Source organism: Amycolatopsis sp. NPDC031561, from assembly GCF_055580625.1.
Map to the genome: position 1 here is coordinate 1,070,368 of NZ_JBVILA010000001.1, position 20,053 is coordinate 1,090,420.

Genomic DNA, 20,053 nt, shown 5'->3' on the forward strand with positions numbered 1-20,053 from the left:
TCGGTGAGCGTATCCGGGCGAAGACCCACCGAAATCGGCCAATTAGGGCACACGATCTCTACAACCCCGCCACAACCGGCCTGACCGACGGTCAACGGGTCGAATGTTTCGCCCAAGGAGGGAAACATGATCAGCAGGAACCCGCGACGCCGCCGAACCTTGATCGCCGCGGCCGCAGTGGCCGTCGCGACCTTGTTCGCAGGTGTGGCACCGGCGGTGCAGGCCGCACCGGAGGCACGCAGTGACGTCTTCATCCGGGACAACGGATCCGATTACGGTTACGAGGCCTCGTCCGGCTCGCTCTACTCCAGTCCGGACATCCGGGTGTGCTTCTCGGCGACGGTCTTGTGCGCCACCGACGACCCGATCGTCCAGGGCGGCAACGCCTTCATCCACGTCACCCTGAACCGTCCCGGCCCGTACGGCGACGGACTCGAAAACGGGAACCTGCAGGTCTGGTACACCAAGCAGGGCACCGTGGCGCAGTGGCCGAACCAGTGGAACTACATCGGCACGGCAGCCAACGTGGCGGTGCCCTACGGCACCAAGACGGTCGTCATCCCGTGGAAGGTCCCGATCGGCTCGCACTTCTGCCTGCTGGCCCGGTGGCTCTCGCCGACCGACCTGCCGACGGAAGGCGTCAGTACGTCCCTCAACACGCGGAACAACAACAACATCGCCTGGCACAACGTGAACGCGGTCCCGTTCAAGATCAAGGTGCCGGTGATCCGGCCGATCGTGTTCGGCTGGCACGGTCCCGACCCCACGGCGGTCGGTGACATCGTCTTCACCCAGCCCGGCAAGCCGTTCACCGGCCCGGGACGGATCACCATCGACCTCGGCCCCGACCTCGCCGCGCGGTGGCGGGCAGGCGGCGCGAAGGGTGAGGGCATCGAACGGGTCGGCGAGACCGAACTGGCCATCGTGAACCCGCAGCGGGCCCGGATCAGCGGGCTGGCGTTCAAGGCAGGCGAGCAGATCGACGCACGGCTGAGCTTCACCGCCGGTGCCGAGGCGGCCGGTGGGCAGTACACCGTCCACGTGACCCAGGTCGACCAGCGCGGCGAAGAGGTCGGTGGCGTCGAATACCGGCTGGCGGCCGAACGGCAGTAAGCCAGGGAGGGGTGCCGGCCCGTGGGCGGCGAGGGTGGGGAACCCTCGTCGCCCACGGGTTTTCACGCGCGTGCGAACGAAAGCGTCTCGCCCTCGACACCTCGCAGCCAAAGGTCTTGCGCCGCTTCGGCCATTTCGGCCAGCCCCTCTTCGATCGTCGCGAACACGTTGCCGGGCACCCAGCCCGCGTCGCCGTTGATCAGCAGGTTGTTGCGACCGTAGAAGATCGCGAGATCCGTCGCGCCCTGATCGCTGTGGGCCTCGCTGTCTTCGTCGTAGCCGTACGCCGGGTTGCCGATCTCCCACGCCTCGAACCCGAAGTACACGACATCCCCGGGAATCGGGGTCACCGTGGGGTTCTCGCGGCCCGGCTTCGGCTCGGCGAACGGCGGAACGAGGGTGTAGACCTCGTTGCGCGCGTACTTCGCGTGGTAGGCCGAACCGCTCTGCGGCAACGCGTCCCACACCGCGCGGCAGGTCCGCGGGGCTTCGGCGTCGAGCAGCCGGGCGCGGCAGGACACCCCGCGCTTGTCGAGGGTGATCGTGATGTAGCGGGCCATCACTCGACCCCCGCCACGACGTCACCCCAGATCCGCAGCGCCTCGTCGACCTGTTCGGTGTCGACGACCAGCGGCGGAACCATCCGGACGACGTTCATGTACGCCCCACAGGTCAACAGCAGCAACCCGTTGGCGGAAGCGGCTTTCTGGGCCGCCTGTGCCTTCGCGGTGTCCGGCTCGCCGTCCGGCGTGGTGAATTCGGAACCGACCAGCAGGCCCAGCCCGCGGACGTCGCCGATCGACGGCGACTTGTCCGCGATCACCCGCACGCCTTCGAGCAGCTGGCGTCCGCGTTCGGCGGCGTTCTCGACCAGGCCCTCCCGCTCGATCACTTCGAGTGTGGCGACCGCCGCCGCACAGGCCACCGCGTTACCGCCGTATGTCCCGCCCTGCGAACCGGGGAGCGCCTTCGCCATCAACTCTTCCGACGCGGCGATGCCCGAGATCGGGAACCCGCTCGCGAGTCCCTTCGCGATGAGCACGATGTCCGGGCTCACCCCGAAGTGGTCGTGCCCCCAGAACTTGCCCGTCCGGCCGAAGCCGGTCTGGATCTCGTCCATCACCAGCAGGATCCCGTGCCTGTCGGCGCGCTCCCGCAGCCCGGCCAGGAACTCGGGGTTCGCCGGGACGTAGCCGCCTTCGCCGAGCACCGGCTCGATGAAGAACGCGGCCGTCTCGTTCGGCGCGCAGACCGTCGCGAACAGGTAGTCGAGCTCGCGGAGGGCGAACTTCGTCGCGGTCTCCTCGTCCCAGCCGTAGTGGAACGCGTAGGGGAAGGGCGCGACGTGCACACCGGACATGAGCGGCGAGATCCCGGCGCTGAACCGGGTCCCCGACGTCGTCATGGTCGCCGCCGCGACGGTCCGGCCGTGGAAGCCGCCCTGGAAGACGATGACGTTGGGCCGCTTGGTCGCCTGCCGCGACAGCCGGAGTGCCGCTTCGACCGCCTCGCTGCCCGAGTTCGAGTAGAAGAGGGAGTTCAGTCCTTCCGGGAGGACACCGCCCAGCTTCTCGGTCAGTTCCAGCATCGGCTTGTGCATGACCGTCGTGTACTGCCCGTGGATGAGTTTGCCGATCTGCTCCCGCGCGGCGCTCACCACGTGCGGGTGACAGTGGCCGGTGCTGGTCACGCCGATACCGGCGGTGAAGTCCAGGTGACGTTTGCCATCGGTGTCGTAGAGGTACACCCCTTCACCGTGGTCGACCACGACCGGCGTTGCCTGCTTGAGCAGCGGTGATAGCTGGGCCATGGGCTGCGCTCCTAGGTCGGCTGAGCTGTTGTCGATTGTTGACAATATCCATAGCATGGCGTTCGGGACAACATGGAGGAGCGTTGGGATGAGCTCGATCAGTGAGGCCGGCGTAGTCAAGGCGGTCGACAAGGAACTGTTCATCGGCGGCAAGTGGGTGCCCGCCGCGGGCGGGAAGACCTTCCCCGTTCTCGACCCCTCGACAGGCGAAGCCCTGTGCGAGGTGGCCGACGCGTCACCGGCGGACGGCGTCAGCGCCCTCGACGCCGCCGTCGCCGCGCAGGCCGACTGGGCGACCGTCGCCCCGCGCGAACGCGGCGAGATCCTGCGCCGCGCGTACGACCTGCTCATCAAGCGCGCCGACGAACTCGCGCTGCTGATGACCCTCGAGATGGGCAAACCGCTCGCGGAGTCGAAGGGCGAGATCACCTACGCGGCCGAGTTCTTCCGCTGGTTCGCGGAGGAGGCCGTCCGGATCGACGGTGGCTACGCTGTCGCGCCCAACGGGGCGGGCCGGTTCCTGGTGACGAAGCAGCCCGTCGGGCCGTGCCTGCTGATCACGCCGTGGAACTTCCCCATGGCGATGGGCACCCGCAAGATCGGGCCCGCGGTCGCGGCAGGCTGCACGATGATCATCAAGCCCGCTGCTCAGACCCCCCTTTCGATGCTGGCCCTCGCGGCGATCCTCGCCGAGGCGGGATTGCCGGAAGGTGTGCTGAACGTGCTCACGACGTCGGACTCCGGCGGCGTGATGGAGCCGCTGATCCGGGACGGCCGTGCCCGGAAGCTGTCCTTCACCGGCTCGACCGGTGTCGGGCGGAAGCTGCTGGAACAGTGCGCGGACAAGGTGCTCCGCACCTCGATGGAACTCGGCGGCAACGCCCCCTTCCTGGTCTTCGAAGACGCCGACCTCGACGCGGCGATCGACGGCGCGATGACCGCGAAGATGCGCAACATCGGTGAGGCATGCACGGCCGCCAACCGCTTCTACGTCCAGCGAGGCATCGTCGACGAGTTCTCCCGGCGCCTCACCGAGCGCATGGAGGCCCTGCCCATGGGGCGAGGCACCGAGGAAGGTGTCGTCGTCGGCCCGCTCATCGACAAAGCCGCCGTCGAGAAGGTGAGCAGCCTGGTCTCCGACGCCGCCGGGCGAGGAGCACGCGTCCTCACCGGCGGTTCTACTGTGGACGGTCCGGGCAACTTCTATCAGGCCACGGTGCTCACCGACGTGCCCAAGGACGCCAGGCTCGCCTCGGAAGAGATCTTCGGTCCGGTCGCCCCGATCACCGCGTTCGACAGCGAGGACGAGGCCATCGCGGCGGCGAACGACACCGAATTCGGCCTGGTTTCCTATGTGTACACCTCCGATCTCAAGCGGGCGTTGCGGGTTTCGGAACGGTTGGAAGCCGGCATGATCGGCCTCAACCAGGGCTTGGTCTCGAACCCGGCGGCGCCGTTCGGCGGGATCAAGCAGTCCGGGCTCGGCCGTGAAGGCGGCACCGTCGGCATCGACGAGTTCCTCGAGACCAAGTACATCGCGGTGGCTCTGTGACTTCTCAAGCAGGGACCTCTCAAACGGGGAACTCCTATCGGATCGCCAGCATCCCCGGCGACGGGATCGGCGTCGATGTCACGGTCGAGGCCCGCAAGGTGCTCGACCGTGCGGCGGCGTCACACGGTTTCTCCTTGTCCTGGAAGGAATTCGACTGGAGTTGTGAGCGGTACACCAAAACCGGCGCGATGATGCCGGACGACGGTATCGAGCAGCTTTCCCGGTTCGACGGGATCTTTCTCGGCGCTGTCGGTTTCCCTGGTGTCCCGGATCATGTGTCGTTGTGGGGCCTCCTCATTCCGGTGCGGCGCGCGTTCACCCAGTACGTCAACCTCCGGCCGGTCCGGTTGCTGCCGGGGACGACGTCGGCGCTGGCGGGCCGGAGCGCCGAAGAGCTGGAGATGGTGATCGTCCGGGAGAACTCCGAGGGTGAGTACTCGGAGATCGGCGGCAGGCACAACCGCGGTCTGCCGAACGAGTTCGTCTTACAGGAATCCGTGTTCACGCGGGTCGGGGTGGAGCGGATCATCCGCTACGCCTTCGAGCTGGCGAAGACGCGGACGGGCCGGGTTTGCTCGGCGACCAAATCCAACGGGCTCATTCACTCGATGCCGTTCTGGGACGAGATCTTCTTCGAAATCGCTTCGGACTATCCGGACGTGCGAGCCGAACAGTGCCATGTCGACGCGCTCGCCGCGCGGATGGTCCAAGCGCCGGACCGGCTCGACGTCGTGGTCGCTTCCAATCTCTTCGGCGACATCCTGAGCGACCTGGCGGCGGCCGTGACGGGCGGGCTCGGAATGGCGCCTTCGGGCAACATCAATCCAACCGGTGAGTTCCCTTCCATGTTCGAGGCGGTGCACGGCAGCGCTCCCGACATCGCCGGACAGGGCATCGCGAATCCGGTGGCGCAGATCCTGGCGGGTGCGATGCTGCTCGACCATCTCGGGGAAACCGCTGCGGCACAAGATGTTCACGCTGCGGTGGAGAAGGTTCTCGAGGAGGGGACCGTGCAAACCCCTGACCTCGGCGGTAAGTCCACCACCGCCGAACTCGGGTCCGCGGTGGTCGCCGCTCTATCTTGAACCATCCGCATAGAGACGTGTCAAGTCCGGGAAGTCATGAACGGACCGTTCATGACATCCCGGGGTGATTTGGTCGCCTTCACGTACTTGTCGAGAGGTAGGGAAAAGTGTCGTAGTGGCCGCAGTGCGCTTCCCGTGTCCTGAAGGCCACCTTTGAGACGATCAACGTCTCAAAGGTGGCCTTCAGGACAGCTCGGCGGCGGGTAGCGGGTACGCGCCGGTCGGCGGATCAAAGCCAGGTGAAGATGCGCGCCTGGCGTCGGATGGGGGTGTGTGGATTTCGGGTCATCTGACGTCCCAAAATCCACACAGTGAGGAGGCGCGGTCCGGCAACGGGACCGGTGACGGGCACCGCGCTCGAACACGACACCTTTGCCTGGGGAATTCAAGTCGGCCAGAACAGCAAAATTCGCAAAGTTCCCTGCCTCGCAACGGAAAACCAAGACGGAAAGACCCCCGTATCACACGAGCGCTCACCCGAGTCGTGAGTTTTTGTCGGTGCCCCGGTGCACGGTGTCGATCATCGGATTCGACGACTGGAGGAGTGCCGATGTGCTGGCATTGCGACAACCCCGGGAAGACCCGCGACGACTACCTCACCGAGGAGGTCCGCCCGCTGATCCGGAAATACGGCTGGATGGTGCAGACCGTCGAGCGGGGAACCGCTCAACCCGGCTTCGCGTATACGGTCGGGCTCACCGATGCCGGGCTGCCGGAACTCGTCGTCACCGGCTTGCGGGAGCGAAGATCCGGTCAGCTGCTGAACTATTTCGCCCAGCAGGTGGTCCGGTCGGGGCCGCCGGATTCCGGCGAGGTGCTGCCCGCGGCGGTGGGATGGCCCGCGCTCGAGGTCGTTCAGCTGAGCTCGCCGTCGGCGCACCTGCTCACCGCCGTCCTCTTGTACGGCGCCGATTTCCGCGCCCTGCAACTGGTTTACGAGGACGAGCACGGCAATTGGCCGTGGGACAGGGATTTTCGCGGCGGGACGGGCGGGCAACCGGTGCTGGGGGCGCGTGGCCGTGGCTGAATCCCTAAGGCACCGCGGGAGCTTCGCCCTCTCGCAGGCTTGTCCCCGGGGCCAGCCGTTGCACCGCGTCCTCCATGTGGGCTTCCAGCAGCGAAAGCGCGGTCTCTTCGTCGCCCGCGCGCAGGGCCTCGATGATCCGCGTGTGCTCGGTGACCCGCTCTTCGACTCGCTGATAGGTCCCCTGCAGCGCGGTGAGGCACATCCGGGTCTCGATCAGCAGGGTCCGGGCCATGCGGACGAGTCGTTTGCTGCCGGAAGCGGCGATCAGCGCCTCGTGGAAACGGAGGTCCGCCCAGGAGAGCGCGGTCGGATCGTCGTCGTCGGCGGCGACGGCCATGGCGCCCACGGCCTGTTCGAGTTCGGTGGCGACCTTCTCCCGGTCGCCGCGCAGGGCTCGCAGCATCGCGGCGCGCTCGATGGCCGAGCGTGCCGAGTAGATGTCGTAGACGTCGCCGGGTTCGAGGTCGATCACGAACAGACCGCGGTGACGCTCGCTGCGCAGGAGCCCCTCGGAGACGAGGTGCTGCATCGCCTCTCGCAGCGGCCCTCGCGAGACTTGGAACCGGGAGGCCAGGTCGGTTTCACCGAGCTGGGTGCCGGGAGGGAGAGCGCCGGTCATGATCGCGTCCCGCAGCTGGCGCGCGATGATCCCGGCGGTCGATTCCCGGCTGACCGGCTCGATATCCGGCAAGGACATGGTTCAGTTGCCTCTCTTGCCGAACAGCGCGCCCAGTGTGCGGACGTGCGGGGACTTCCCGGTGAGCCGCAGGCCCTCCCAGACGGTGACCTGGTTGGCGGTCAGCACCGGCTTGCGGAGCCTGATCTCGAGTGTGTTGATCTCGCCGAGCGTCCGCATGGCGGTGTCGGGGACGAGCAGCGCGTCGGCGGCCGGGTGGTCACGGCTCACGGCGAGTTCGACGACGGCTTCCGGGCTGAGTTCCCCGACCTCGGCGGCGGTGTCGATGTCCGCGCTGCCCATCGAGACCACTTCGATCCCGCCGGCGCCGAGGAACTCGACGAACAGCCGGGCGACGTCGTCCGGATAGCTGGCGGCGACAGCGACCCGCCGGACGCCGAGGGCCTGGGCGGCGTGGACGAAGGCGAAGGAGGTGCTCGACGCCGGGACGCCGGCGACGGCGGCCAGCCGGTCGGCTTGGTCGCGGGCGCCTTCCCAGCCGTAAACGAAGCTGCCGCTGGTGCACGCCCACACCACCGCGTCCGGTTCGTGTTTGGCCAGCAGTGCGGCACCGTCGGCGAGGCGGCTTTCGCTGCCGAGGTCCAGCAGCTCGGGTACGGCGTGCAGATCGGTCCCGTAGATGTGCTCGACCGGCAGCTTGATCCCGGCCATGTCCCCGCCGAGGAGCTGTTCCGCGAGCGGGTAGTCGTCTTCGGCCGCGTGATCGGGGTAGATGAATCCGATCGTGGTCGTCTCGGACGGCGGCTCAGGTGGGGTGAGCGGCGAGATGGACACGGGACCTCCGGAGGCAGATTGTCGACAATCGTAGGGGAAGAGGTCAATCGACCTCGCGGAGCCACTTGCCGGGGCCGACGATCGGCAGGTTCATCCGCCGGAGGCAGGCCCACATCGTGAGCTGGTTCGCGGTGAGGACGGGTTTGCCGAGCGCGGTTTCGAGCGGCTCGATCAGATCGTAGGTGGGGAGGTTGGTGCAGCTGACGAAAATGGCGTCCGCGTCGGCGTGGTCGGCGGCGAGGATGCGCTCGGCGATGGTCCGGTAGCTGACCTTCCAGATGCCGCCGCCCAGGCCGAGGTGGTCGCTCGAGACGGTGCGCACGTGGAGTTCGGCCAGGAAGTCGTGCAGCTTCCCGGTCAGGTCGCCGTCGTAGGGCGTCAGCACCGAGACCCGGTGGAGGTCGAGCTGGTGCAGGACCTCGGCCAGCGCCCCGGAGGTGGTGACGGCGTCCGGCGCGCCCGCGTCACAGATGGCCTTGGTCAAGGAGCGTTCGTAGTCCACACCGTTGACGAAACTTCCGGAGGTGCACAGATAGGCGACGACTTCGGGCTCCACGTGGAGCACGTCTCTCGTGGCGGCGGCGAGATGCCTGCTGTCGCTGACGAGCTGGGCCATCTCCATGCTGACGGGCACGGGTTCGTACGGCGTCCGTGCCAGATGGAGGGAGACCTCCATGGGCACCCAGCGCCACAGCTCGCGTTCCAGGGCGAGGTCGAAGGGAGCGATCACGCCGATGCCGCGCTGCGCCAACGGGCCTTCGAACTCCAACAAGTCGAAATCCAAGTTTCAGCCTCCGGAGAACTTCTGCTGTCACAGGTCCGGTGCTCCGGGGGTCGTTCCTCGGATTGTTGACAATCATACGAGCCACTTTTACGGTGTCAACGTGAAACCCTCGGAGACCCCTGTGCTGGCGGTGCTCTGCGGAGACGCACGCCCACCGGACATGCGCGCTATCGAAGCCGAAGCGGTGGTTCGTTACACCGACGAGGCCGGGCTGGCCGATGCGTTATCCGGAGCCGACGCCCTCTTCGTCTACGACTTCCTCTCGACCGCCGTCCCCGGTGCCTGGCACGCGGCCGACGGGCTGCGCTGGCTGCACATCGCCAGCGCGGGTGTCGACCCGGTGCTCTTCCCCGGGCTGCAGGCGAGCGATGTCGTGCTCACCAACTCGCGCGGGGTGTTCGACGGGGCGATAGCCGAGTACGTCCTCGGGGTCGTCCTCGCGTTCGCCAAGGATTTCGTCCGGTCGTGGGACCTGCAGCGGCGGAAGCAGTGGAAGCACCGTGAGAGTGAGCGGATCTCCGGACGCCGGGTCCTGGTGGTCGGCACCGGGCCGATCGGCCGGTCGATCGCGCGGTCGCTGCGGGCGGCCGGGATGTCGGTGGCCGGCGTCGGCCGTCGCCCCCGTGAAGACGATCCCGACTTCGGGGACGTGTTCTCCTCCTCGGACCTGGCTCGTCATCTCCCCGAGGCGGACTACGTCGTCGCGGTCGCCCCGCTGACCGAGCAGACGAAGGGCATGTTCGACGCCGAGGCCTTCGCCGCGATGAAGCCCGGCGCGCGGTTCGTCAACGTCGGCCGCGGGGAGCTGGTCGTCACCTCCGACCTGGTCGGCGCGCTGCGGGACGGCTCGCTCGGCGGTGCGGCGCTCGACGTCTTCGACACCGAGCCGCTGCCCGCCGAAAGTCCTTTGTGGAGTATGGAGAACGTGCTGATCTCGCCGCATATGTCGGGCGACTTCGTCGGCTGGCGCACTACTCTGGTAGAGGTGTTCGCGGACAACTTCCGTCGCTGGCGCGCGGGGGAGCCACTGCGCAATGTCGTGGACAAGCAGCTCGGATACGTGCCGTCGGAGACGCTTCGCCAAGGTTAGGGGCCGGATGAACGACACCAAGTTGACCGCGAGTGAGCTCGTCGCCGCTTATGCCACCGGAGAGCTTTCACCGGTCGAGGCCACCCAGAACGCGTTGCGCGTCATCGAAGAACGCGACGGCGAGACCAACGCCTACTGCCTCGTCGACGCCGATGGCGCGCTCGAACAGGCGAAAGCCTCCGAGATCCGCTGGCGGGACGGTAACCCGATCGGCTGGCTCGACGGTGTCCCGGCCTCGATCAAGGACATGTTCCTGACGCAGGGCTGGCCGACGTTGCGCGGTTCGCGGTGCATCGACCCGGACCAGCCGTGGGACGTCGACAGCCCGGTCACCGCACGACTGCGTGAGAACGGCTTGGTGCTGCTGGGAAAGACCACGACGCCGGAACTCGCGTGGAAGGGCGTCACCGACAACACGCTCACCGGGATCACCCGCAACCCGCACGATCCGTCGACGACGGCGGGTGGGTCCAGCGGTGGGAGTGCCGCGGCCGTCGCGGCCGGGATGGGCGAACTCTCCGTCGGCACCGACGGCGGTGGCTCGATCCGGATTCCGGCTTCGTTCTGCGGAATCGTCGGCCTCAAGCCGACACACGGCCGGATCCCGCTGTTCCCGGCTAGCCCGTTCGGCCCGCTGTCGCACGCGGGCCCGATGGCGCGGTCGGTGGACGACACCGCACTGCTCCTCGACGTCCTCGCCTTGCCCGATCACCGCGACCCGGCCGCGCTCGCCCCGCCCGTCTCGACCTTCCGCGAGGCGGTACGCCGGGACGTGCGCGGGTTGAACGCCGCCTACTCGCCGACGCTCGGCTATGTAGACGTCGATCCGGAGGTCGCGGCGATCGTCAAGTCGGCGGTTCAGTCGCTGAGCGACGCGGGCCTGCACATCGAGGAGACCGATCCCGGCTTCACCGACCCCAAGCCCGCCTTCGACATCCTGTGGTCGACGGGCGCGGCCAAGTGGCTCGACACCTTCCCGGCAGGCTCGGATACCAAGGTCGATCCCGGACTGCGGAAGGTGTGGGAACTCGGCAAGACCTTCTCGGCGAGCGACTACCTCGGCGCCAACGCCGAGCGGGCCGCGCTGGGCATCCTGATGGGCGAGTTCCACACGCGGCACGACGTGCTCATCACGCCGACTCTCCCGATCGCGGCCTTCGAGGCCGGGCACGAGGTGCCGCCGGGCAGCGGGCTGAGCGGCTGGCCGGACTGGACGCCGTTCACCTACCCGTTCAACATGACCCAGCAGCCCGCAATCAGCGTCCCGGCGGGCCGCACCTCTCGTGGCCTCCCGGTCGGCCTGCAGATCATCGGCCCGCGGCACTCCGACGACCTGGTGCTCGCGGTCGCGAAACTCCTCGAAGAGGTCCGTCCCTGGCCGTGACCAGCGGAAAGGGAGCAAGGGACCTTTGCTGTCGCCGGTGAGGTCAGGGTTGCGCGGCGTGGGTCTTCCGCACCAGGCCGCGCACCTGGCCGCTGCACAGCGCGAGGCAGGTGGCGGCCACGACCAGCGCGGCGCAGGCGATCAGGGTCGTGCCGACCCCGAAGTGCTGCGCGGCCGGTCCCGCCGCCATCTGACCGAGCGGCAAGGCGATGAAGGACCCGAGCATGTCGTAGGAGTAGACGCGCGCGAGCTTGTCCTCGGGCACGTTCTCCTGCAGCGAGACGTCCCAGGCCACCACGAACTGCTCGATCGCCATGCCGGAGACGAACATGGCCGCCAGCAACAGCGGCAGCCACGGTGCCTGGCCGAGAAGAATCAGCGGCGGCGCTTCGAAAAGGATCACCGCGACACCGACGAACAGCGCGCGCCGCGGCTGCCATCGGGCCACGAGGATCCCGCCGACGAGCGAGCCGATCGTCTGCGCCGCGATGGCGAATCCCCAGCCGGAGCGCCCGAAGGTGCCGTCGGCGACGAAGGGGCCGAGCACCGCGATCCCGCCGGCGATGACGGCGTTCACCACCATGAACTGCACGACCACGACCCACACCCAGGTCCGTGACCGGAACTCGCGCCAGCCTTCGGCGAGTTCCGCCAGCGGGCGGCTGCCGGGGATCCGTTCCCGGCGGCTGAGGCGGATCCGCCGATAGGACAGGGCGGAGCCCAGGAACAGCAGCGCGTTCCCGCCGAGCGCCCAGCCGGGGCCGACCGCGGTGACCAGGATGCCGCCGAGCCCGGCACCGGCGATCCGGCCGGAGTTCGAAAGCAGCCTGCCCAGCGCGTTGGCCGGCGCCAGCAGGGTGGCGGGCACGGTCAACGGGGTGAGCGACGCCGAGGCGGGCGCGGAGATCGCGGTCACCGCGCCGTTGACCACGCTCAGTCCGACCAGCAGCGGGATCGACGCGAATCCACAAAGGACACTCGCGGCGATGGTCGCCTGGGTCAGCGTGGCGGCGAGTTCGGTGCCCTGCAGGATCACCGATCGCGGCAACCGGTCGGCCAGAACCCCGCCGAACAGCAGTAACACGACACTGGCCACCGACCGCGCGCCCACGACGATGCCGATGTCGACGGCCGAACCGGTCAGGTCGATCACCGCGAACGCCAGCGCGAGCGGGGCGACGGCGTTGCCGAACTCCCCGAACGTGCGGCCGCTGATCAGCCAGCGGAAGTTGTGATGGCGCAGGGGTTCGCGCAGTGACGTCACGATCGCGTCATTTCGAACAGCGAAACCGTCGCGCTGACCGGGATCGTGCCCCGGGTGCGAGGCGGTCGCGCGGCCGAGTGGAGGAGCTTGCTCAGTTCGTGAGCGTGTTCGAGCGCCTTTTCCCAGGTCTCGCGGTCGACCCAGATCTCCGCGTCGGTCGTCGAACCCCGTTGTCCGGTGACGCGGAATTCGCCGCGCCGCTTGAGTTCTTCGGCCATCGCCGCGATGAGGATCTGGTCCTCCTGCGGATTCGTCGACGCGAACCGCCCGCCGGACTCCGGATCGTGCCGGTAGCGTTTCGCCAGCCCGCCCCGGATCCGGACCTCCTCGGCGACGTCGAGCAGTCCGGCCTCGTGCAGCCGCCGCAGGTGATAGCTGATATTCGCTTGTGTCTCACCGAGTTCGCGCGCGGCTTCGGCCGCACTCATCGCGACACCGGTCAAAAGCGACAGAATGCGCAGTCGCACGGGATGGGCCAGCACGCGCAGCCCGTCGAGGCTGGGGGACTCGGACATGAGGGTGAGTATCGACTGCCGGGACGCCAACCGTCAAACAGTTATTTGGGGGTTTCGTTGGCCGGGAGATCCGGTGCGATGGTCCGATGTCTGTGTTCTGCTGGAGGTATGCGTACGACGACATTGGGCAGGAGCGGCCTCGAGGTTTCGAGGATCGCCTTCGGCACCTGGCAGCTCGGCGGGGACTGGGGATCGTTCGACGAGGACGCGGCGATCGCCGCGATCCACCACGCCCGCGAACTCGGGGTCGATTTCTTCGACACCGCTCAGGCCTACGGTTCCGGGAAGTCCGAGGCCATGCTCGGGAAGGCGTTGCGCGAGGAACTCAAGCGCGACCGCGACAACCTCGTCATCGCCACCAAGGGCGGCATCAAGCCGCGTTCCGACCGTCCGCGCGACTCACGGCGCGAGTGGCTGACGCAGGGAATCGAGGACAGCCTCCGCTTCCTCGACGTCGACCACATCGATCTCTACCAGATCCACTGGCCCGATTCCGACGCGCCCGCCGAGGAGACCGCGGGGATCCTGCAGGAGTTCGTCGACGCGGGGAAGATCCGGCACATCGGTGTCTCGAACTACGACGCCGCGAGTCTGGCCGACTTCGACAAGACCCGTCCGATCGAAACCCTCCAGCCGCCGTACCACCTGTTCCGCCGCGACATCGAGACCGATCCTCTGCCGTACGCGCGGGAGAACGACATCGGCGTGCTCGTGTACAGCCCGCTGGGCAGCGGCCTGCTGACCGGATCCTTCACGCCGGAGACGACGTTCGAGAAGACCGACTGGCGCTCGCGCTCGTCGGCGTTCACCGGGGAGACCTTCCGGCGCAACCTCGCCATCGTCGACAGGCTCAAGGAATTCGCCGCGGACAAGGGGATCTCGGTCAGTCAGCTCGCGATCGCGTGGACGCTCGCCCAGCCGGGTGTGCACGTCGCGATCGTGGGCGCGCGCAAGGCGGCCAACATCGAAGCCAGTCTCGCCGCGGCCGACGTCGACCTGACCGCGGACGAGCTCGCGGAGATCGACCGCCTCACCGCCGACGCCGTTCCCGTTTCGGGCGCCAGTCCCGAGGGTATCGCCTAGAGCTTGAATTCAGTGCCGTCCAAGGGAAGCGAGGCGCCGCCGTCCAGTACGGCGGCGTGCTCCGGCGACGACGGGTCGACGACGGGGTTCGTGTTGTTCAGATGGGTGTACGCCCACCGGGGGCCGGGCCGGAGCTTCGCGAGACTGCCGGTGATCGGCAGATGCCCCATCGCCAGCTGGGCACCGTCGCCGACCTCGGCCGCCGTGGCGCCCGACATCTCGTCCGGCGCGTAAAAGGTGCCGTCCAAGAGAACCAGGCTCGCGCCCTCGGTGAAGGCGTCGAACCCGTCCGGCCAGCTCTTCAGGCAAGGCGCGTACACGAACACCCCGCCGGTCTGGACGTCTTCGATCCGGTACGCCACCACCCACGGACCGTCCTCAGTGGACGAACGCGCGTACTTCGGCTTCTTGTCGCTGACGGGAAGCGCGCTCACGCGGAGTCCGTCGATGGCGATCTCCGAGTTCGGCAGCCAGTCCCAGCCGCCGTAGCCGTCGATGATCGACCGCGCGGGGAACTGCTCCGACAGCGCGCCGAGTACCGCTTGCGGTGCCCACACCGGCAGCCCGCCGGCTTCCCGCAGCAGGAGCAGACCGAGCGAATGATCGAGCTCGGCATCGGTGAGCAGCACGCCGCGCAGCGGGATCTCCCTCGGCCCGGGACCGGCGCGAAGCGGTGGCGTGGCCAGGATCTGCGCGCGGATGTCCGGAGACGCGTTGAGCAGATACCAGCCTTCGCCGTCCGCGCTCACCGCGACACAGTCCTGGGTCCGGGGCGGTGCGTCCGAAGTGCACAGTGCGCAGGCGCAGTTCCATTGCGGGAAGCCACCTCCCGCGGCGGTGCCGAGCAAGATCACCCTCATCGCGGCGCCCGCATCACGAGCTCGTCCGTTTTCGGGGGCGTGGCGAGGATGAGATCGACGACGTCGCGACGCGGCGAACGCGAGCACACCGGATCCGTCGCCGCCGCGTCGCCGGTCAACTGGAACGCCTGACACCGGCAGCCGCCGAAGTCGATCGAGCGCCTGTCGCAGGTGCCGCAGGTGTCCGGCATCCAGTCCTCGCCGCGATAGGCGTTGAAGGAACCGGATTCGTACCAGATCCACGCCAGTGGCTTGTCCCGCACGTTGTCGAACGTCAAGGTCTCGATCGCGGTCGACGCGGGGCACGGCAGCACGTTCCCGTCGGGTGCCACGGTCAGCTGTCGCGCGCCCCAGCCGTACATGCACGGCTTCGGGTACCGCTCGTAGTAGTCGGCGACGACGTAGATGATTTCCATGCTGCCGCGCAACCGTTCGGTCGCCGCGCGCACGATCGGCTCCGCCTCGTCGAGTTGCCGCCTGGTCGGCATCAGGGCGTCGCGGTTCCGCAACGCCCAGCCGTAGTACTGCGTGTTGGCCAGTTCGAGCCGGTCCGCGCCCATCTGCTCGGCCAGGTCGATGATCCCGGCGAGCTGGTCGTGGTTCCGCCGGTGCAGGACGACGTTCACCGAAAGCGGCAGCCCGGCTTTCTTGATCAGCCCGGCGACGACCAGTTTCCGGTCGTGGGCCCGGGCACCCGCGAGCCGGTCCGCGCGTTCGGCGGTCGCGCCTTGGACGGACAACTGGATGTGCGCGATACCGCGTTCGACGAGATCGTCCAATCTGGGCTCGGTCAGCCCGAGGCCGGACGTCACCAGGTTGACGTAGCAGCCGAGTTTCGTGGCGTGCTCGACCAGGATGGGCAGGTCCGGCCTGGCGAGCGGTTCGCCGCCGGACATGTGCACCTGGAGCACGCCGAGTTCCCGCGCCTGTGAGAGCACGGAAAGCCATTCCTCTGTGGACAGTTCGCCGTCGCGGGCGATCATTTCGACCGGGTTCGAGCAGTAAGGGCAGTGCAGCGGGCAGCGATGGGTCAGCTCGGCCAGCATGCCCAGGGGCGGCGCGGCGGTGGAGGTGTTCAGGTCCATTCGACGATCCGCCGATCTCCCAGCCGGGTCAGGACGTCCAGGATTTCTTGCTCGCGCACACCGGAATAACGCTCGCGCAGCGCGGCCGCGATCGCGGCGACATCCGCCGCGCCGTCGCAGAGTCCGAGCACGGCGGCGGCGGTCGGATTCGGGACGAGCACGCCTTCGGGGAACAGGAGGACGTGAGTTTCCCTTGTCTGGTCATAACTCAGCCGGACTCCGCGCCGCAGCCGCGGCACGGAACCGGTGGTGATGGTGGTCATCGCTACTCCTTGGCCGCGGCGCGCTCGATGGCGTCGAGCATGGACCAGAGCACGTCGGTCTTGAACGACAGCGCGGCGATCGCCTTCTCCTGCTGTTCGCGGGTGACGGCGTGCCGCACGACGATGTCGAGTGTTCCTTTGCCCTCGCCCGAGACCTTGTCGATGCGATTGGTGAAGTAGGCGAGGTCCTCCCGCGCGATCCACGAGTAGTTCGCCAGCATGTCGGCGACGCGTCGCTGCATGAGGTGCCCCGCGAACATTTCGGTCAGCCCCGAAGCGACCGCTTCGAGCCACGGTTTCGTGCGGGCGAAATTCACGTAGGCGTCGACGGCGAACCGGACGCCGGGGGCGACGTGCCGCTGATCGAGAACCTCTTCACGGTCGAGCCCGACCGCGGTGCACAAACGGAGCCACCGCTCGGTTCCGCCGTCCCAGGCTTTCGTCCCGTCGTGGTAGACGATGCGATCGAGCCATTCACGGCGGATCTCGGGCAAGGGGCAATTGCTGATGATCGCCGCGTCCTTCTGCGGGAGCACGCATTGGTAGTACCAGCGGTTCGCGGCCCAGATCTTCAGTTCGTGCTCGGACAGTTCGCCGCCGTGCATCCGGTGGTGGAACGGATGCGTGCCCCAGTAGCGGTGGGAAAGCCCCCGCAAGGCCGCGATGAATTCCGCCGACGACATCGGCGCGGCGGAAAGAGGAAGAGACACGGTGCTGCCTCCAACGGCTCGCTGATCGGGACGGCGGCACGGTGGTGGGGGACGGCCCCCACCACCGGGTGGGAAATCAGTCCTCCATGCGGGCCGCGTAAGCGGTGACCTCCATGGGAGTTTCGTACTCGACGAAGTCGGGTGTGGTCCATACCTCGATGGCTTCGATCATTTTCTCACTCCTCGGATCGCTGACCTTCATCCCCGGAACGTCCACATGGGAACGAACCGGGCCGAGCCCCGCCACCCTAGAAGCGGGCCACCGATTCTGACCAGACGTAAGGACCAAGTTCCGAAGCCATTTTGTAAAGTTTCCTACCTATGGCCGATCGAGCCGTTCCGATCGTCACGCTCGGCGCACACAACGGTTAACAGGAAGCGCTTCCGATAGCCCGTCCAGTGGTGTCCGTTTCATCCCATGGTGTGTTTGTATCCAACTCGACGGGTGAACCCCGGCCACCCGCCGACCGCCGCCATCCGAGCTCCAGGGGTGTAGCTGAAGGAGGCGTCCCATGTCCTTACGTCGTACTCTCGCCGCCACATTCGCGGCCGCGACGGCCGTGTCGATCGCGGCCGTTCCGGCGGCCGCCGCCGAAGTGCCGTCCATCCAGGCGATCAGACAGCTCGCCGGTGGTCTCAACCAGGCCTGGTCGATCGACTTCCTGCCCGACGGGACGGGTCTTTTCACGCAGAAGGACGCCAAGACGATCAGCAAGATCGACAAGGCGGGCAAGGTCACCACGGTCCAGACCATCCCCGGGGTGAGCGTCACCGCGGAGGCGGGCCTGCTCGGCATCGCCGTCTCGCCGAAATACGCCACCGACGAGACAGTCTTCATCTACTACACGACCAGTTCCGACAACCGCATCGCCAAGCTGAAGCTGGGCCAGACGCCGACACCGATCGTCACCGGTATCCCGCGCGGCTCGCAGTATCACCACGGCGGGCGGATCAGGTTCGGTCCCGACGGCTACCTCTACGCGGGTACCGGCGACGGCCAGAACGGCGCCAACGCGCAGAACAAGAACTCCCTCGGCGGCAAGGTCCTTCGCGTCACCGCCGACGGCGCCGCCGCACCCGGTAACCCGTTCAACAGCCGCGTCTACTCCTACGGCCACCGCAACGTCCAGGGCCTGACCTGGGCGAACGGGCAGCTGTACGTCTCCGACATCGGCAACAACAAGCTCGACGAGCTGAACAAGATCGACCCTGGCAAGAACTACGGCTGGCCGACCTGCGAGGGGCCGTGCAACACGGCGGGGATGACCAACCCGGTCAAGGCCTGGCCGACGGCTTCGGCGACGCCGAGCGGGCTGGCGGCCTACAAGGGCTCGCTGTACATGGCCTCCCTCAAGGGCGGCACGTACAAGCTCGACGTGAACGGCAACGGCGGCAAGCTCTGGACCAACCTCGGCCGCACCCGTGACGCCACCGCCGGCCCCGACGGCCAGCTCTACACGATCACTCCGGGCGCCATCTACGTCTCCGACGGGAGCTGACCCCACCGCGTTTAGTCCTCTAGTTGCGGCGGTGAACCGCAACTAGAGGACTAAACGCGGGAGAGGGGTCAGCTGCGCCCGACGGACGCCGCGTGTTCGAGTTCGGCGAGCGCGGTGTCCAAGTGCGTCAGGATGCGCTGCAGATGCGGGACGCTGCGACGGCAACCCGTGATGCCGAAGTCCAGGTTGTCCCCGTTGCTGGTCAGCGTGATGTTCAGCGCCTGCCCGTCGAGCAGCACCGACGCCGGGTAGATGCCGTCGAGCGACGCGCCGTTCCAGTACATCTGCTTGCGCGGCCCCGGCACATTGGAGATCACCAAGTTGAACGGCGGTTTCGTGTTGTTCACGATGCCGGGGATGGGGGACACGCCGAGCTGGGCGACGTTGATCCCGGACAGCAGGAGTGTCTGCAGCGGGGTCAGCTCCGAGAACAGCTTCTTCCCGTTGCGCATGGACGCGTTGATCGTCGCGAGCCGCGCGGCGGGGTCGGTCAGATGGGTGGCGAGGTTGCACAGCAGCGCGCCGATGTTGTTCCCCGCCGCGTCCCCGCTGTCCTTGCGCCGCAAGGAAACCGGGACCATCGCGGTCAGCGGCGCGTCGGGCAGCGCGTTCTGTTCCATCAGGTAGTCCCGCAGCGCGCCCGAGCACATCGCGAGGACGACGTCGTTGCGTGACACCCCGGCGGCGGTCGCGACCTTGCGCACGCGGTCCAGCGACCACGACTGCGCGGCGAACCGCCGTGCCCCGCCGATCGGGACGTTCAGCATCGTCTTCGGCGCCTGTGCCGGCAGCGTGAGCGTGTGCTCCTGGAACGCCTCCCGCGCCACCTTCAACGCGGCGGGCGCGATGCCGGCGAGCTGGTTGACCGTCTTCCCCATGGTCTGGAGCACCGAGGGTGACGCCTTGCCGTTGCGACCGTCGTCCGGTTTGGCCCGGCGGCCCCACGGCGGCGGGCAGTCGAGGTCGTTCGGGTCGTCCGACAGCGTGCCCTGCAGATGCCGCAGCGCCGAGACGCCGTCCATCAGCGCGTGGTGGATCTTGCTGTAGATCGCGAACCGGCCGTCCTGCAGGCCCTCGACCAGGTGGATCTCCCACAGCGGCCGGTGCCTGTCGAGCAGGGTGCTGTGCCAGCGCCCGGTGAGTTCCAGCAGCTCGCGGATCCGGCCGGGCTGGGGCAGCGCCGAATGCCGGAAGTGGTAATCGAGTTCGAGGTCGACGTCCGTCGCCCAGGCGATGTGCCCGGCGGTGTTGACCGGCCGGGCGGGACGCCGCCGGAACACCGAGCGCATGTTGTCGGAATCGAGCAGTTTCCGGCGGATGTCACGCAGGTAGTCGGGGCCGGCGTCCTCGGGTTTCTTGAACAGCTGAAGTCCGCCGACGTGCATCGGATGTTCGCGCGTTTCCACGAGAAGGAACATCGAGTCGGTCACGGGCATGAACGGCATCGTCGGGACCACC

General features: G+C 67.7%; 21 protein-coding genes. 8 read left to right on the forward strand and 13 right to left on the reverse strand.

From position 1 onward, the window contains the following. The first annotated feature begins 126 nt into the window (after positions 1-126). The gene (locus ACZ5IK_RS05150) at positions 127-1,113 is read left to right on the forward strand and encodes a hypothetical protein (protein WP_465486620.1); all 987 of its coding nucleotides are present in this window, start codon (positions 127-129) and stop codon (positions 1,111-1,113) included. 62 nt (positions 1,114-1,175) lie between these two features. Here ACZ5IK_RS05150 and ACZ5IK_RS05155 read toward each other — a convergent pair whose 3' ends face one another. Next, positions 1,176-1,673, reverse strand: a complete 498-nt coding sequence (locus tag ACZ5IK_RS05155) for a DUF3830 family protein (RefSeq protein ID WP_038508763.1) — start codon at positions 1,671-1,673, stop codon at positions 1,176-1,178. After that, a complete protein-coding gene (locus ACZ5IK_RS05160) occupies positions 1,673-2,923 on the reverse strand; it encodes an aspartate aminotransferase family protein (protein ID WP_101610344.1) in 1,251 nt (416 codons plus the stop codon). The genes ACZ5IK_RS05155 and ACZ5IK_RS05160 overlap by 1 nt, the downstream gene beginning before the upstream one ends. An 88-nt stretch (positions 2,924-3,011) precedes the next feature. Between ACZ5IK_RS05160 and ACZ5IK_RS05165 the strand changes: the two genes are divergently transcribed. The 3 genes from ACZ5IK_RS05165 to ACZ5IK_RS05175 all read left to right on the forward strand — a co-directional run bounded on the left by ACZ5IK_RS05165 (position 3,012) and on the right by ACZ5IK_RS05175 (position 6,587). Continuing rightward, on the forward strand, positions 3,012-4,475 hold the full coding sequence (locus ACZ5IK_RS05165; RefSeq protein WP_465486621.1) for an NAD-dependent succinate-semialdehyde dehydrogenase: 1,464 nt from the start codon (positions 3,012-3,014) through the stop codon (positions 4,473-4,475). Beyond that, positions 4,472-5,560 carry a tartrate dehydrogenase gene (locus tag ACZ5IK_RS05170; protein WP_465486622.1) on the forward strand — a complete coding sequence of 363 codons (1,089 nt, stop codon included), beginning with the start codon at positions 4,472-4,474 and terminating at the stop codon, positions 5,558-5,560. The genes ACZ5IK_RS05165 and ACZ5IK_RS05170 overlap by 4 nt, the downstream gene beginning before the upstream one ends. A 550-nt stretch (positions 5,561-6,110) precedes the next feature. Next, positions 6,111-6,587, forward strand: a complete 477-nt coding sequence (locus ACZ5IK_RS05175) for a DUF4262 domain-containing protein (RefSeq protein WP_465486623.1) — start codon at positions 6,111-6,113, stop codon at positions 6,585-6,587. Between the two features lie 4 nt (positions 6,588-6,591). Here the strand turns inward: ACZ5IK_RS05175 and ACZ5IK_RS05180 are convergent, their stop codons facing one another. From ACZ5IK_RS05180 to ACZ5IK_RS05190, 3 genes are read right to left on the reverse strand one after another with little or no spacing between them, the layout of a single operon-like run. Then, positions 6,592-7,284, reverse strand: a complete 693-nt coding sequence (locus ACZ5IK_RS05180) for a GntR family transcriptional regulator (protein WP_101610340.1) — start codon at positions 7,282-7,284, stop codon at positions 6,592-6,594. A gap of 3 nt (positions 7,285-7,287) precedes the next feature. Further along, positions 7,288-8,058, reverse strand: coding sequence for a maleate cis-trans isomerase family protein (locus tag ACZ5IK_RS05185; RefSeq protein ID WP_465486624.1), 771 nt, complete (start codon positions 8,056-8,058; stop codon positions 7,288-7,290). Between the two features lie 43 nt (positions 8,059-8,101). Beyond that, complete coding sequence (locus tag ACZ5IK_RS05190; protein WP_465486625.1) at positions 8,102-8,842, reverse strand: maleate cis-trans isomerase family protein; 741 nt, start codon at positions 8,840-8,842, stop codon at positions 8,102-8,104. 160 nt (positions 8,843-9,002) lie between these two features. Here ACZ5IK_RS05190 and ACZ5IK_RS05195 point away from each other — a divergent pair, with 160 nt between their 5' ends. Next, a complete protein-coding gene (locus ACZ5IK_RS05195) occupies positions 9,003-9,932 on the forward strand; it encodes a D-2-hydroxyacid dehydrogenase (RefSeq protein WP_465486710.1) in 930 nt (309 codons plus the stop codon). A gap of 7 nt (positions 9,933-9,939) precedes the next feature. Next, positions 9,940-11,316, forward strand: a complete 1,377-nt coding sequence (locus ACZ5IK_RS05200; RefSeq protein WP_465486626.1) for an amidase — start codon at positions 9,940-9,942, stop codon at positions 11,314-11,316. A 43-nt stretch (positions 11,317-11,359) separates the two neighbouring features. Here the strand turns inward: ACZ5IK_RS05200 and ACZ5IK_RS05205 are convergent, their stop codons facing one another. Together ACZ5IK_RS05205 and ACZ5IK_RS05210 are read right to left on the reverse strand one after the other, a co-directional pair. Further along, positions 11,360-12,580 (reverse strand): MFS transporter, encoded by a 1,221-nt coding sequence (locus tag ACZ5IK_RS05205; RefSeq protein WP_465486627.1) that lies wholly within the window; start codon positions 12,578-12,580, stop codon positions 11,360-11,362. Next, a complete protein-coding gene (locus ACZ5IK_RS05210) occupies positions 12,577-13,095 on the reverse strand; it encodes an ArsR/SmtB family transcription factor (RefSeq protein WP_465486628.1) in 519 nt (172 codons plus the stop codon). Before ACZ5IK_RS05210 ends, ACZ5IK_RS05205 begins: the two co-directional genes overlap by 4 nt. 108 nt (positions 13,096-13,203) lie before the next feature. Between ACZ5IK_RS05210 and ACZ5IK_RS05215 the strand changes: the two genes are divergently transcribed. After that, positions 13,204-14,178, forward strand: a complete 975-nt coding sequence (locus ACZ5IK_RS05215) for an aldo/keto reductase (RefSeq protein WP_465486629.1) — start codon at positions 13,204-13,206, stop codon at positions 14,176-14,178. On the opposite strand, the gene pqqB is transcribed toward ACZ5IK_RS05215, so the two are convergent. The 5 genes from pqqB to pqqA all read right to left on the reverse strand — a co-directional run bounded on the left by pqqB (position 14,175) and on the right by pqqA (position 17,268). After that, on the reverse strand, positions 14,175-15,038 hold the full coding sequence (gene pqqB, locus ACZ5IK_RS05220; RefSeq protein WP_465486630.1) for a pyrroloquinoline quinone biosynthesis protein PqqB: 864 nt from the start codon (positions 15,036-15,038) through the stop codon (positions 14,175-14,177). The genes ACZ5IK_RS05215 and pqqB overlap by 4 nt on opposite strands. Continuing rightward, entirely contained in the window at positions 15,035-16,123 is a 1,089-nt protein-coding gene (pqqE, locus tag ACZ5IK_RS05225; RefSeq protein ID WP_465486631.1) for a pyrroloquinoline quinone biosynthesis protein PqqE, read from the reverse strand. The genes pqqB and pqqE overlap by 4 nt, the downstream gene beginning before the upstream one ends. Continuing rightward, positions 16,114-16,386, reverse strand: coding sequence for a pyrroloquinoline quinone biosynthesis peptide chaperone PqqD (gene pqqD, locus ACZ5IK_RS05230; protein ID WP_465486632.1), 273 nt, complete (start codon positions 16,384-16,386; stop codon positions 16,114-16,116). The genes pqqE and pqqD overlap by 10 nt, the downstream gene beginning before the upstream one ends. A gap of 2 nt (positions 16,387-16,388) precedes the next feature. After that, positions 16,389-17,069 (reverse strand): pyrroloquinoline-quinone synthase PqqC, encoded by a 681-nt coding sequence (gene pqqC / locus ACZ5IK_RS05235; RefSeq protein ID WP_465486711.1) that lies wholly within the window; start codon positions 17,067-17,069, stop codon positions 16,389-16,391. Positions 17,070-17,172: 103 nt separating this feature from the next. Continuing rightward, positions 17,173-17,268: a pyrroloquinoline quinone precursor peptide PqqA gene (pqqA, locus tag ACZ5IK_RS05240; RefSeq protein WP_101613483.1), complete on the reverse strand. Its 96-nt coding sequence runs from the start codon at positions 17,266-17,268 to the stop codon at positions 17,173-17,175. Between the two features lie 340 nt (positions 17,269-17,608). Between pqqA and ACZ5IK_RS05245 the strand changes: the two genes are divergently transcribed. After that, the gene (locus tag ACZ5IK_RS05245; RefSeq protein WP_465486633.1) at positions 17,609-18,595 is read left to right on the forward strand and encodes a PQQ-dependent sugar dehydrogenase; all 987 of its coding nucleotides are present in this window, start codon (positions 17,609-17,611) and stop codon (positions 18,593-18,595) included. Positions 18,596-18,663: 68 nt separating this feature from the next. On the opposite strand, the gene ACZ5IK_RS05250 is transcribed toward ACZ5IK_RS05245, so the two are convergent. Further along, complete coding sequence (locus ACZ5IK_RS05250) at positions 18,664-20,040, reverse strand: WS/DGAT/MGAT family O-acyltransferase (RefSeq protein WP_465486712.1); 1,377 nt, start codon at positions 20,038-20,040, stop codon at positions 18,664-18,666. Positions 20,041-20,053: the final 13 nt, after the last annotated feature.